This is a genomic window from Ensifer sp. 1H6, from assembly GCF_001976035.1.
Classification (GTDB): Bacteria; Pseudomonadota; Alphaproteobacteria; order Rhizobiales; family Rhizobiaceae; genus Ensifer; species Ensifer canadensis.
The window spans coordinates 189,845-202,022 of record NZ_MOAI01000001.1; the positions used below are offsets into that span (position 1 = coordinate 189,845).

Below are 12,178 nucleotides of genomic sequence, written 5' to 3' on the forward strand. Positions count from 1 at the left end.
AGCCCCGGTCTCCTTCGGCCATCCCCCCATTGAAAATGGCCTCCCGGTGCGATTCTTTGCCGGCGCGTGGCGCCGTCAGCGCGGACCAAGCCCGCCGTAAATCAGGTGATGCGCTGGATGCTCGCGGCGATTTCCGCGGGCTCGAACACGCGCTTCCAGTCGTCCTTCATGAGCACGGGCTTTCCGAACTCGATCGCCTTGTTGCAGGCATCGGAGAAGACGCCCGGTGTCTCCTCGAAGATCACGGCGCCGAGCACGTTCATGTGGCCGAGCAGGAAGTCGCGGGCAGCCTCCTTGGCAACGCCGCGGCGCACGCATTCGTCCATTGCTTCGCGCATAACGACGAGCAGCGAAGCGCAGACCGTTTCGGACAGGCCCGGCTCCAGCAGCGCCATCTGCTCGACGGTGACGCGGTGCGAGCGCATGACCGGCGCCCAGATGACCTTGGCGATCTCTTCGCCGAGCGCATAGGCACTTTCCGGACCCTGCATCAGAGCGGAAACGATGTGCTGCTTGGCCGCGATGCCGCCAAAGAAATCGCGCTTGGCCGCTGGATCCGTCTCGTCATTGAAGATCGGCGGATGGCAGGGATGCGTGACGAAATAGGTAAGGTCCGCGCGCTCGGGCAAATGGCCGGCAAATGGGGCCGCGGCATCGAGCGCCACGACCATCATGCCCGGCTTCAGCCTGCCGGCAATGCCGGCCGCGACCTTGCCGATCGCAGTATCCGGAACCGCAAGAATGACGACATCGGCACCATCTAGGCCCTCATCGGCGGAAACGCAGGCGATGCCGAGATCCTTCGAAAGGCGCGCCTTGCCGGTGTCGCTCACTTCGACATGCCGGACATCGAAGCGCGAACCCTTCAGATTCTTGGCGAGCCGATAGCCCATTTTGCCACCGGCACCGAACAGCGCGATCGATGTCATCGAAGACCTCCCTAAATGCAAGTGACCGGAGCCAATCTCGTCCAGCCGAAACGTTCCTCCGCCGATCCCGGCGTAGGTCTATATTTCTCAACTGGTATAACATGTCAACAGGTATCATAAGATACATGTTATCGAGATCTGCGAAACCGCGCCGGCAATAGGACGGCTCGATTGCAAGCCGGGTAGAGGCATCTGCCTGCACAAGGCCTGCCCACAAGAGGGGCCGCATCACAGACGTTCGACTACCAAAGCACTGAAACCCTCTGGGCTGATCCGCAACTGCTCACCGAAGAACGCAGGCGTACTCGGCGGCCGTCGCCTGGCGGAGCGTGGCTTGACCTGAAACAGCTGGGACAAGTCGTCGTGAGGACGGACGCAACCAACGTGGCATCGGCCTTCGGCGACGCGGAGGTTATAGCAAAGGGGCTGGCGTTGGTGACATTGACAGGCTGGGCGCAAAAGGCGTCACCTTTTCGCTCTGTAACCGGCCAGCGCTATGATGGTATGGCCTCGTTCAGATTTCCGGTCGGCCTGTACCCGGCAATTCGCGGGCCGAGGAACGTCGGCTCTATGGACCGGTCCAGCGAGGGAGACGACGGAAGGGGCCGCGCTGTCGCGCAGCCCCTCTTCTTCTTACTGACCACCCCATGCTGCCGGATAGTCGGGCAGCTTTTCGCAGCCGCACATGGCATGATGTAGCGGCGGCATCTTGTCGTTGACGTACTGGTCGAGCGTCTCGGCTGTGATCGCCGGCTGCGGCATCACCCATTCCGGACCCGGGACCGGTTCACCCTTCAGCACGTTCACGGCCGCAATGATGGGCGTGCGCCACTGATAGGTCGGGTAGGTCGGCGCAATCGCCTTGAAGCCTTCGGCCTTCCATTTCATCAGAAAGTCCTGCTGGTCCTCCCCGGTGATAACAGGCAGGGGCAGACCGGAGTCTTCGAAAGCCTCCAGCGCTGCAACGGCGGTGGCGCCGGCATCCATCCAGACCGCGTCGATCGTGCCGCGCTGCAGATAGTCCTCGACGATCGACTTGGTCTTGGCGTTGTCGCCCTCGGTGAACTCCTCGCCGATGACGTTCAGCCCCTTTTCCTTGAAGATGTGCTTGGCGGCGGACGCACGGGTCTCCAGTACGTCGACGCCGGGCACGATGCGCAGCATCAGCACGTTGGCGCCGGCCGGCGCATTGGCCGCCACGAATTCGCCGGCCTGGATGCCGAAGCCATAACCGCCGACCGGGTGGATGAAAGTGACCGGGCATTTTGTGTTGACGCCGCGATCGAAGACGATGACGGGCAGCTTGGCACAGGCCTTCTCGACGGCCGGGGTCAGCGCCGCGGTCGTGTTCGGCGAGACGATCAGAGCCGAGCATTTGCCGCCATTGATCAGATCGTCGATGTCGGAGATCTGCTTGTCGTCGGAGCCTTCGGCATCGACATGGATGAGCTCCTTGATTTCCGGATGGAGCTTCACTTCAGCCTGCATGTTCGTCCAGCCGGTCACGCGCCAGGCATTGTTGACCCCGGCGTTCGAGAAGCAGATCGTGTAGGGACCATCCTTCTTGAACTTTGCGGTGTCGGCCATTTGGTCACCGTAATATTGCGCCCACGGCTCCCCACCCGGACCGTTGGCCTTGGCCGTCAAGAGCTCGCGCTGCCTGGCGAACTCGGCAGGATCGTCGAAGTTCAGCTGTTGGGCCTGCGCGGTGCTGGCGATGAGGGCAGCCGAAAGGGTGGCGGTCAGCAGTCTTTTCATGTCTCACTCCCATTTGATCATGATTTTTCAGTTCCTCCCGACGGCCCTTCGGCCGACGAAACTCAGGTCCCGCCGGCGCGGTTGCGCCGATAGGTGGCAAGCACGACGGCGACGATCAGGATCACGCCCTGCACGACATCGCGCACCGGTTTCGGCAAGCCAATGAAATTGAGCAGCGTGAAGATCGCAGTCAGCGTCAACGCGCCGGCGATCGACGCGGGCACCGAGCCACGCCCGCCCAGAAGCTGCGCGCCACCGATGACGCAAGCCGTGATCGCCTGCAGCTCGTAGCCGACGCCGACATCTGTCGAAACGCCCGCAAAACCGCCGAGCAGAATGCCGGCCGTCACGGCGCTCAGCGACGACACGACGAAGGCGGTGATGCGAACCCGCTCGAGCGGGACGCCCGACATCTGCGCCGCCCGCGGATTGTCGCCGATCGCATGCAGCATGCGGCCGAGATTGGTGCGATGCATGAGCCAGAACAGGCATATGCCGACCGCAAGCAGCACCAGCAGCGCAACCGGCAGGAACTGAATGAGCGGAATGCCCTGGATATTGACGCGCCCGAAGAAGCGGAAAGTCTCGGGCAGGTAGCCGCGCGGCGATCCGCTCGACCACATGAAGGCTGCACCGTTCAGAGTAATCATCATGCCGAGTGTGGCAATCAGCGAGGGGACCCTCAGAAAGCTGACGACGAGACCGTTGATCACGCCGACAGCAAGCCCAACGGCGTACATGACCGGGATCACCCACCATGTCGCATCGGCACTGTTGTTGAGCAGCATCGATGAACCGACCACCGTTAGCGTGATCAGCGAGCCAACGGATAGATCGAATCCACCAGAGACGATGACATAGATCTGGCCGGCGGCGAGGATCGCCAGCGGCGCGGCACGCTTCAGGAAATTCATGTATCCGGGGGGCTCGACGAAGTTCGGGTTCGACAGCGTGATGGCGACGAGCAGGGCTGCAAGCACGAAGAAGACGGGATTGATCTTCGGGAAGCGGCCGCTTCTCGAGGTGCCGGGCGTCTCTGCAGAGCCGATGGTTTGCTGAATCATGCCACTATCCTCTTCGAGCGCACGGCGTAGAAGGCGACGGCTGCGACAATGATGATGCCGCGCATCACCTGCTTGGCGAAGGCGTCGACGCCGGTGAGATTAAAGATGGAGTCGATCAGCGAGAAGATGATGACGCCCGCGACGGTGCCCCAGATCCCGCCTTTGCCGCCGGAGAGGATCGTCCCGCCGATGACCACGACGGCGATCGATTCCAGGTCGTATGCACCCTCCGTGCCGATCCAGGGCGAACCGGACTTCAGGCGACTTGCGAGATAGAGGCCCGCCAGTGACGCACACAGGCTGCAGATGATATGGCTCGCCATCACCACCCGGCCCGTCTTGATGCCCGCTGCACGCGCGGTGTCGCGATTGCCGCCGACTGAGTAGATGTTGGACCCGAAGCGAGTGAACCGCAGCAGGACCCAGGCAGCAAGAACGACCAGCGCCAGCACGATGAGGCTGAATGGCAATTCCAGCACAGTGCCATAGGCGAAGAACTGGAACGCATCCGGGACCGAACCTGCGAACTTGCCGTGGAAGGAAGCAAGGCAACCCTGAATGATGAGCGCCATGCCCAGCGTCGCGATGAGCGGATTGACCTCCAGCCTGATAATCAGCAGCCCGTTCAACGTGCCGACCAGAACACCCATCAGCAGCACCGCGAGGACGGCAGGCACCATCATCGCCGGATCACCGTTCATGATCGCCGACGAGACCACCGCCGACGCGGAAATGAGATGCGCCACCGACAGGTCTATCGAGCCGACGAGAATGGCGAAGGTCTGGCCGACAGCGGTCATGCCGAGCGCGATGGAGCGGTTGAGGATGGAGATCGCCGCTTCCGGTGTCAGGAACCGCGTCAAACCAAGGCTGAGCGCGATAGCGATGTAGGTCAGAAGCGCGGCAGTGAGCAGCAGGGCCGGCGAATAGCGCTCAGTGCGCGAAGTGGGGCGTTTGGTGAAGATCGCCGTGTTCATGCCGCCACCGCCTCTTCGCCGGTTGCAGCGAGCATGACATCGGCTTCCGACACGCCGCGCTGGAACGCTGCCACCAGTTCGCCGGCGCGCATAACGAGGATGCGGTCGGCAGCACCGAGCACCTCCGGCAGGTCGGACGAAATCATCATGATCGCCGTACCCTTGCGGGCGAGATCGCGCATGAGGTGGTAGATGCCGGCCTTGGCGTTGACGTCGATGCCGCGGGTCGGTTCGATGAAGATCAGCAAGCGTGGCGCCAGTGCCAGCCAGCGCGCGACAATTGCCTTCTGCTGGTTTCCGCCGGAGAGCGCCTTGATTTCCTGGGAAAAGCTGCCCGCGCGCACGTCGAGGTCCTGCAGCAGCCTATAAATCTCCTCAGTGGAGGCGAACACGGTCGCATCAGCCTTGCCAGCGAGCGCCGACAGCGCCCTTGCCGTCAGCATGCCATTGTCCGTGACCGACTGCATGAGCACCAGCCCTTCGGCCTTGCGATCGCCCGGCAAAAGGCCGATGCCTGCGCGGATGGCGTCGCGCGGGTTGGTGAACCGCGCCGGCTTGCCGGCAAGCATCACCTCGCCCCTGATGAAGGGCGAAAAGCCGAAAATCGCCCGGGCGAGCGCAACGCGCCCTGCCCCCTGCAATCCGGCAAAACCGACGATCTCGCCGGCGCGAAGTTCGAAGGAAATGTTCTTCAGCCGCTCGTTGCCGGCATTGCACACGGAGAGCACGGCGTCACCAATCTCCTGCGACGTCGCTGGCGCCGCATAGAAATCGCCGATATCGCGCCCGACCATGGCGCGTACGATTACATCGGGCTCCGGCACTTCGTCGAAGCTCGCTGCCGTTTCGCCGTCCTTCAGCACAGTCACCCGATCGGCAAGCCGCGTGATCTCGCGCATGCGGTGCGTGATGTAGATGATCGCCACACCCCTATTCTTCAGAGTGTCGACGAGACCGAACAGCACCTCGCATTCCGCCTCGTTGAGGGCGGCGGTCGGCTCGTCCATCACGATCACCCGTGCATCGAGCGACACCGCCTTGGCGATCTCGACCAGTTGCTGGCTTGCGACATCGAGGTCGGCGACAACCGTGTCGGGTTCGATCCGATGCGACGAGCCGAACAGCGAGAGCACGCGTCGCGCCTCCTGGTTCATCGCCCCGTGGTTGACGAGGCCGAACCGCGTCGGCTCGCGGCCGAGAAAGATGTTCTGCGCCACGGTGCGCTCGGGCAGTAGCGAGAATTCCTGGTAGATCACCGCGATGCCGGCGCGGATCGCATCGAGCGGATGAGTGAAATGTCGCTCCTCTCCGCCCACGACGACGGCGCCGCCATCCAGTCGGTAGACGCCGGAGAGGATCTTCATCAGCGTAGACTTGCCGGCGCCGTTCTCGCCGGCCAGTGCGTGGACCTCACCCGGATAGGCAACGAAGCTCACACCTTTCAGCGCTTTGACGCCGGGAAAATTCTTGGTGATGCCGCGCATCTCGATTGCGGGAGAAGGAATGGTCATGCTTGTGCCCATGTCTTGCGAATGAACGTCGCGCTTTCGGAAAAGAGCGTCTCGAAATCGGGAAACAGCGGCCGCCAGACGCGGGTTGCCGTCGCGATTGCTGGAAGTCCGGCGCCGAATGCTTCAAGGGTCAGCCAGCCGTCATAACCGATCTCCTTCAAGATCTTGAACATTGCGGCGAAGTCTATGTGTCCCCGTCCCGGGATGCCACGATCGTTCTCGGAGACGTGAAAGACGCCGATGTCGCTGCCGATCAGGCGAATGGCCGCCTCCGGCCGACGCTCTTCGACGTTGGCATGAAAGGTGTCGTACATGATTTTGAAGGCTGGATGCCCAACCCGGTCCACATAGGAGCGGGCCTGCTCCATGGTGTTCAGGTAATAGGTCTCGAAGCGATTGAGGGGCTCGAGGCTCAGATGCATACCGTTTGCCGCAGCCCGCTCCGCCAGTGCCCGATGTGCGTCGGCGCCGTATTTGAGCTCGTCCTCGCTGGCCCCGACCCCGGTGAAGAACCCGATCGGTGCATGGAAGGGCCCACCCATACTTTCGGCCCCAAGGGCGATGGCGCAATCCAGGGCCCAGTCGAGATGGGCAAGGCCGCGCGCTCGTACGTCCGCGTCACAACTGACCGGGTTGGCGTCCGGCGTCGGAACGATCGACGTGGTCGATCGGCCGATGCCGAGCGTGTCGAGCTCCTTGCCCAGGCGCTCATAGTGGCTGACGGCACCTTTAAGGACCGGGACCTCGACCCCGTCATAACCGAGGTCGCGCAGCCGTCCGATGCTGGCCAGGTGCCTGTCCTCGACGAAGTCAGTCAGACAGAGAAGGTTGATGCCCAGGTTCATGGCGCGCTCAGTGTAGCTTGATGCCGAGGTCGCGGCAGGTCGCGCGAATCCAAGACAGGGATTTCTCGATCATCGGGCCGGCGGCTCCCTCGCATTCCAGGCTGAGCACGCCGTCGTAGCCGTGATCGCGCAGTATCGCGAGGCAGGCCTTGATGTTGTCGGCATTGACACCATCGCCGAGCGCGCAATGGCTGACCGCGATGCCGGTCTGCCCGCCACGAACCGCAGCGGCGAGCGATTGCGAAACATCCTTGACGTGAACGTGGCTGACCTTGTCGACGAAGCGCGGCAGAAACTCCGTCGGCTCCTGACCGGCGATGAAGGTGTTGCCGGTGTCCATGTTCATGCGCAACCATCGGGAATCGACGAAGGCAAGCATGCGCTCCATGAATTCGGGGCGCGTGGTGAAATGCCCGTGCGGCTCGATATTGACGATGATTTCGTGCGCTTCCGCGACCTCGATGATCTTCTCGTAGCTGCGCTTCATGAGCGCCATCGATTCTTCTTCGCTCAGCCCCGGCGGCATATGGAGCCCGTCGGTCGTATCGACGCAAGGGCTGCCGGCCTGCGCGGCCCAGGCAATCGATTTCAGCACGTAAGGCACGCCGCGCAACGGGCCATCTTCGCCGGAAAGCGGATAGGCGGCATCGACCTGGGAGAAGCGCACGCCGTAGCGATCCATCTTCCGACGCAGTAGTGCGGGATCCTCGTAAAGCGCGACATGCGGCTGGTAGCCGAGACCATGAATCCAGCTGACCCCGTCTATCAGGCCACACTCGATGAAGTGCACATCGTTGTCGCTCGCCCACTGCAAGCATTTTTCGAACGACCAATAGGCCGAGTTGAACGCGTCCGTGTGGAAACCTATCCGCACCGGCAAATCCTCCCTGATTCTCCTCCATGCCGTTGAGTTTCAACGACAAATCACCAAGCGCCTCCGTTTGCCGCTTGATGATGACGCAGCATTGCGCAATAAAGGAGCGTCCGCGTTCGAAATAGAGGACTGGTAAATTTTGAACATCGGCGGGGGAGAGCGATGAGCAAAGTCAACAATGAGCGAGCCGTCGGCCGGCCGGCGGTTTTCCGTGAGCCGGGTGCCCTGCTCTATGCCGGGAACTGCCAGGACCTCATGAAGGCGTCTCTTGCCGGACAAGTCTCGCTCAACGCATGGACACGACGCGGCTATCCGGGCATCGACCTCGGCCACGCCTTGCCGCAGGTCTGTTCCGTTGGCGGTTGGGATGCGACGAACCCGCAGGACTGGGGTCTGCGCGAACATTGCAACGAAGGCGTCAAGATCGCCTATCTCGCACGCGGCTCTCTCACCATTACGATGGACGGCCGCAAGACCACGCTCAGCGAAGGCCAGATGTTCGTCGTCCGGCCGTGGCAATTGCATGCGCTCGGCGACCCCAATATCGGCGCAAGCCATATCGTCTGGGTGCTGATGGACATGGGCGTGCGCCGCCCGCATGAAACCTGGCTCTGGCCCGATTGGATCGGCTGGCCGGAACGGGATCGCAAGCGGCTGAGCGAGCTTCTGTCCAAGAACGAGCAGATTTCCTATCTCGCCTCGCGCGAAGTCGCGCGCACCTTCATGGAAATTCACGAGGTGGTGGCGAGCCGTGACATCCATGGCGGTGAAGCGCGCCTGCGCCTGCTGATCTCGATGATGCTGCTCCAGTTCCGCCAAATGCTGGAAAGCCAGGCGCCGGTGCTGGATCTGGCACTCGCAAGTTCCAAGCGCACGGTCGAGATTTTCCTCAAGCGCTTGAGGCATGCGCTTGATGAAGACTGGACCCTGGAGAACATGGCTGTCGAATGCAATCTCTCGCGCACCCAGTTCACCCAGCATTGCCAGGTGCTGACCAACATGACGCCTGTGCGCTACTTGCAGATGTTGCGCCTGAACGCGGCGCGCCAACTGCTCGAAAGTGGCCAGCAGTCCGTCACCAACGTTGCTTATGACTGCGGCTTCTCCTCGAGCCAATATTTTGCCACCTGCTACAAGAAGCGCTTCGGCTTCTCGCCCATTGAGACGCCGCGACAGCAGACGATGATGACCAGCTGAGCTTCCGTCAGGAGGCATCCCCCTACCGAACGAAGATCTGGTTGGCACAGGGGCGCCGGCGCTATGCGCAAAGAGAGCCTTGGAAGGACCGGCGTCTCGAGCGTTACGCGGACATGGCCAGGAATGACCATCAGCGACGAATCAAACCGGTTGCGGGACGTTTTTTTTTCCTATCCGGTTGGTCCTCGTCTTCGGCTGCAATCACACCTGGCCCTGGATCCACGCCAGGAATTTGCGAACAGCCTTCCCGTTGCCGCGCCGATCCAGATGCACGAGTTTGGTCAGGTCGTAGCTTTGACTGCCTGCGAGCTGACGACAACGTCAAATTCCGCCTCAACGGCCTTGCGACGACGGCGGCCTATCGAAGCAATCGAGTGTCTGCACTACGTAGATCCTTATCAGGCCAGGATACTTCGGGTTGCCCGCTGGTCTGCAAAGGATTCAAGGTCAGTCGTGCAAGAGCCTGGCCCTGCGGTACTCGAACTCAAATCGAAGGAGGAGACGTTGGAAGACGCTGAAATTGAAAGACGTGCCAGACAGCTATGGGTTAGAGAGAACCCTAATCGACCATGGCTCCCGCTATCTCAAAGGGCCGAACTCGGACAGGACATGTCGGCTAGTGCGACCGAGGAAGACAGGAAGCGCTATATCGAACGGGTTCGAAGTGGCGAGTAGGCTCAAGCCACTAAGCTTGGGAGGTCAAAACATGGGTCGTCGTCATCATCCTTGCAATTGTCTTCCTGCTTCCGGGAAAGACGACGACTGAAACAGCGACGCCGCCAGCGACCACCACCGAACCGACGAGTGCGCAGCCCTCGACAACGGCGCCCGCTCAATAGAGGCGCATGCGTCGGAGTAAATATAAGCATCGGGCCCAACAAAAAAGGCCGGGGCGCGCTGGCTCCGACCTTCTTTTTTGTCGCTTCCAAGACTAGTGCCAGTACATCCGTGGTCAAGAGTCGAAAGCAGTGCGCGATTGCCAGCGTGGAGTTATCTCATGCTCGACAGATGCGCGTATACCAGTTTTATAGGACGACGGGTTTTCCGAAACAAGCTGTCCGTTTGGGCTATGACCTACGCCATATGCAGCCAAATAGGGATCAGATACTCATCCTCGACCACCAAAATGAGTGGCAGCAGACAACGAGGAAAAGCCCCATCCGCGACCCGGTGAACCCTAGAAAACACGACGATTACCTTCCCTCGGCCGCAGGCCAATCGTTTGAAGGTTCATCAATAGTGGTCTTCGCTGTGTCGTCGTCTGCGGGGTCTGGATCGCGGATCAAGGCGCTGCGCAGACCATCGACATCCTCAAGGATGGCGGCGAAAACATCTTCCTGCTGAATGCCCGCCACGACGAACAGGTCTACCAACCCCTCAAGTCGCAGTCGAAGATCCTCGCGCCATGCCTGCGGATCTTCCTCAATCGCAATCGTCATTTTCGACCTTTCTTGCGGCTCGTCGGCCATTGAGAAAAAGCGCATTCTCTAATCGGTCGGGTATGCGGTCCTTGGCAATGTGACGCCGCCGGCCTCTAGCTCTGTTTCTTCTTCCACCGCGGCAAGTCGGGCACTGGTTGCGTCCAAAATAGCCGTCAGAAATTCTACACGGCCCCATCCGACCAAGTGGGCTTCTTCGACAAGGAGCTGCACCGCGTAGTCAACCGCCTGGTCGAGCTCGACCTTCCGCTCGGATGTGCCTGGGGGCTGATTTGGAGGATCAATCATTGCATTCCTCAAACCGAAGATGGTGACGTCACAGAACGCCTGAAATATGAACCCCGTGTTCGGAAAATCGTTCCAAAACTTCTCAATCGAAAATCCGGCTTTTCGGGTGCGCCGCAGCCCTACGCAGACAAGGCACCGCTATTGATAAGGGCCGGTCGGCCATTTGTGGAACCTCCCCACCCCATTGTCAGTTCCTCCTTCACACCAACAAGGAGAAACTCCATGGCAAAGAATGACCTTACAACCGGCTTCACTGGCACACCCACCGAACCACCTACTGGCGTTCGCAAAGTAGCAAAGACAGCGGGAGATGTGGTGAAGCGCGAAACCAGTGCTGTGGCTGCTGCGGCCGCGGACCACCCACATACCGCAACGGGTTTGGTGCTTACGATCGGCGCCCTTGCCTTCGCGATCGGCTACATTATGGGGCGATCGTCGATCGACGACACTAGGCAGGGCTATTGGCGGTAGGAGGCGCGCTGGCGCTTGGAACGCTGTAGTGGATAGCAGCGTCTGTTTGCCGCTGTCCGCCGGTCTCGGCGGGTTAAGCGCGGCACGCCATCGCACTCAGACGCAGAGTACCAATCGCGCTCGAATGGAACACTTTCCTTCCAATTAGGTTTCACCAGTTCATTTCAAAGGAGAAACGAAGATGGATCACACTAATCACGTCCGCCTCGCAGCCACAGAACTCACGCCCGCGGTCCTGGAAGGTGCGACAGTTTACGGAGCGGATGACCATAAGGTCGGCAAAGTTGATCATGTGCATGGAGCGGGCGCCGGCAGCAGCGTTATCATTGACGTCGGCGGCTTCCTCGGCATAGGCGCCAAGCCGGTCGCGGTTCCCCTTACCGATCTCGATTTCATGCGGGATGAGGACGGCGACGTCCACGCTATCACGACATGGACCAAGGATCAGCTTAAGGAGATGCCCGAGCATCGCCATTAGCCACTGTAGCCCGGCCTATGTGCCGGGCTTCCTCCGACTGTGGTCAAAAGCACCGCAGACGGCGAATATCTCCGATCTGATCACATTCGTTCAACGTGCGCACATTGGCGGACTCCCTCACGGAGCTACGGTAAGTCCGCTACGAAGATAGCCGGATGCAACGTATGTCGCCGACCGCCACAAAACTCACGCCTTGAGCGGCGATGAACCAGAGGTCATCGACAGCCAGCATGGTCGGCAGCTCCAAAACGATGCGCGGCAGGCTCCGTTGCATGTTGCATTGCGGAATAAATGAGGTCATAAAAAAATCACTCACCACGGACCCGGTGAAACTCCGGGTGGCTCTT

General features: G+C 60.9%; 13 protein-coding genes and 1 other annotated feature (1 of these 14 only partly in view). Of the genes, 4 read left to right on the top strand and 9 right to left on the bottom strand.

What is annotated here, in order from left to right:
* Nucleotides 1-101: 101 nt before the first annotated feature.
* The 7 genes from BKP54_RS00840 to BKP54_RS00870 form a co-directional block, all read right to left on the bottom strand.
* On the bottom strand, nt 102-929 hold the full coding sequence (locus BKP54_RS00840) for a phosphogluconate dehydrogenase C-terminal domain-containing protein (RefSeq protein WP_084814014.1): 828 nt from the start codon (nt 927-929) through the stop codon (nt 102-104).
* A 633-nt stretch (nt 930-1,562) separates the two neighbouring features.
* Complete coding sequence (locus BKP54_RS00845) at nt 1,563-2,687, bottom strand: ABC transporter substrate-binding protein (RefSeq protein WP_057207178.1); 1,125 nt, start codon at nt 2,685-2,687, stop codon at nt 1,563-1,565.
* Nucleotides 2,688-2,749: 62 nt separating this feature from the next.
* Nucleotides 2,750-3,751, bottom strand: coding sequence for an ABC transporter permease (locus BKP54_RS00850; RefSeq protein ID WP_025430267.1), 1,002 nt, complete (start codon nt 3,749-3,751; stop codon nt 2,750-2,752).
* Nucleotides 3,748-4,728 (bottom strand): ABC transporter permease, encoded by a 981-nt coding sequence (locus tag BKP54_RS00855; protein WP_084814015.1) that lies wholly within the window; start codon nt 4,726-4,728, stop codon nt 3,748-3,750. Before BKP54_RS00855 ends, BKP54_RS00850 begins: the two co-directional genes overlap by 4 nt.
* Nucleotides 4,725-6,239 carry a sugar ABC transporter ATP-binding protein gene (locus BKP54_RS00860; RefSeq protein WP_084814251.1) on the bottom strand — a complete coding sequence of 505 codons (1,515 nt, stop codon included), beginning with the start codon at nt 6,237-6,239 and terminating at the stop codon, nt 4,725-4,727. The genes BKP54_RS00855 and BKP54_RS00860 overlap by 4 nt, the downstream gene beginning before the upstream one ends.
* Nucleotides 6,236-7,084, bottom strand: a complete 849-nt coding sequence (locus BKP54_RS00865; RefSeq protein WP_025430270.1) for a sugar phosphate isomerase/epimerase family protein — start codon at nt 7,082-7,084, stop codon at nt 6,236-6,238. The genes BKP54_RS00860 and BKP54_RS00865 overlap by 4 nt, the downstream gene beginning before the upstream one ends.
* 7 nt (nt 7,085-7,091) lie before the next feature.
* Nucleotides 7,092-7,958 carry a sugar phosphate isomerase/epimerase gene (locus tag BKP54_RS00870; protein WP_158071660.1) on the bottom strand — a complete coding sequence of 289 codons (867 nt, stop codon included), beginning with the start codon at nt 7,956-7,958 and terminating at the stop codon, nt 7,092-7,094.
* Nucleotides 7,959-8,120: 162 nt separating this feature from the next.
* Between BKP54_RS00870 and BKP54_RS00875 the strand changes: the two genes are divergently transcribed.
* Together BKP54_RS00875 and BKP54_RS36250 are read left to right on the top strand one after the other, a co-directional pair.
* Nucleotides 8,121-9,155: an AraC family transcriptional regulator gene (locus BKP54_RS00875; RefSeq protein ID WP_084814016.1), complete on the top strand. Its 1,035-nt coding sequence runs from the start codon at nt 8,121-8,123 to the stop codon at nt 9,153-9,155.
* 123 nt (nt 9,156-9,278) lie between these two features.
* The gene (locus BKP54_RS36250; RefSeq protein WP_143347934.1) at nt 9,279-9,830 is read left to right on the top strand and encodes a hypothetical protein; all 552 of its coding nucleotides are present in this window, start codon (nt 9,279-9,281) and stop codon (nt 9,828-9,830) included.
* Nucleotides 9,831-10,348: 518 nt separating this feature from the next.
* Here BKP54_RS36250 and BKP54_RS00880 read toward each other — a convergent pair.
* Complete coding sequence (locus BKP54_RS00880; protein ID WP_084814252.1) at nt 10,349-10,594, bottom strand: hypothetical protein; 246 nt, start codon at nt 10,592-10,594, stop codon at nt 10,349-10,351.
* A gap of 510 nt (nt 10,595-11,104) precedes the next feature.
* Between BKP54_RS00880 and BKP54_RS00890 the strand changes: the two genes are divergently transcribed.
* Nucleotides 11,105-11,353 carry a hypothetical protein gene (locus tag BKP54_RS00890; RefSeq protein ID WP_084814018.1) on the top strand — a complete coding sequence of 83 codons (249 nt, stop codon included), beginning with the start codon at nt 11,105-11,107 and terminating at the stop codon, nt 11,351-11,353.
* A 181-nt stretch (nt 11,354-11,534) separates the two neighbouring features.
* Complete coding sequence (locus BKP54_RS00895; protein WP_082523550.1) at nt 11,535-11,831, top strand: PRC-barrel domain-containing protein; 297 nt, start codon at nt 11,535-11,537, stop codon at nt 11,829-11,831.
* Nucleotides 11,832-11,970: 139 nt separating this feature from the next.
* Here BKP54_RS00895 and BKP54_RS35700 read toward each other — a convergent pair whose 3' ends face one another.
* On the bottom strand, nt 11,971-12,132 hold the full coding sequence (locus BKP54_RS35700; RefSeq protein ID WP_158071661.1) for a hypothetical protein: 162 nt from the start codon (nt 12,130-12,132) through the stop codon (nt 11,971-11,973).
* Nucleotides 12,133-12,147: 15 nt separating this feature from the next.
* Nucleotides 12,148-12,178: a sequence feature (sul1 is cis-regulatory element that is thought to sense ions involved in sulfur or methionine metabolism; They are found in Alphaproteobacteria), on the top strand (it continues 25 nt past the right edge of the window).

Bases quoted from the DNA above. Each gene is read 5' to 3' on its own strand.
- BKP54_RS35700 (WP_158071661.1), bottom strand. From the start codon at position 12,132: ATGACCTCATTTATTCCGCAATGCAACATGCAACGGAGCCTGCCGCGC.
- BKP54_RS00880 (WP_084814252.1), bottom strand. From the start codon at position 10,594: ATGACGATTGCGATTGAGGAAGATCCGCAGGCATGGCGCGAGGATCTT.
- BKP54_RS00855 (WP_084814015.1), bottom strand. From the start codon at position 4,728: ATGAACACGGCGATCTTCACCAAACGCCCCACTTCGCGCACTGAGCGC.
- BKP54_RS36250 (WP_143347934.1), top strand. From the start codon at position 9,279: ATGACCATCAGCGACGAATCAAACCGGTTGCGGGACGTTTTTTTTTCC.
- BKP54_RS00895 (WP_082523550.1), top strand. From the start codon at position 11,535: ATGGATCACACTAATCACGTCCGCCTCGCAGCCACAGAACTCACGCCC.
- BKP54_RS00860 (WP_084814251.1), bottom strand. From the start codon at position 6,239: ATGACCATTCCTTCTCCCGCAATCGAGATGCGCGGCATCACCAAGAAT.
- BKP54_RS00890 (WP_084814018.1), top strand. From the start codon at position 11,105: ATGGCAAAGAATGACCTTACAACCGGCTTCACTGGCACACCCACCGAA.
- BKP54_RS00840 (WP_084814014.1), bottom strand. From the start codon at position 929: ATGACATCGATCGCGCTGTTCGGTGCCGGTGGCAAAATGGGCTATCGG.
- BKP54_RS00865 (WP_025430270.1), bottom strand. From the start codon at position 7,084: ATGAACCTGGGCATCAACCTTCTCTGTCTGACTGACTTCGTCGAGGAC.
- BKP54_RS00875 (WP_084814016.1), top strand. From the start codon at position 8,121: ATGAGCAAAGTCAACAATGAGCGAGCCGTCGGCCGGCCGGCGGTTTTC.
- BKP54_RS00850 (WP_025430267.1), bottom strand. From the start codon at position 3,751: ATGATTCAGCAAACCATCGGCTCTGCAGAGACGCCCGGCACCTCGAGA.
- BKP54_RS00845 (WP_057207178.1), bottom strand. From the start codon at position 2,687: ATGAAAAGACTGCTGACCGCCACCCTTTCGGCTGCCCTCATCGCCAGC.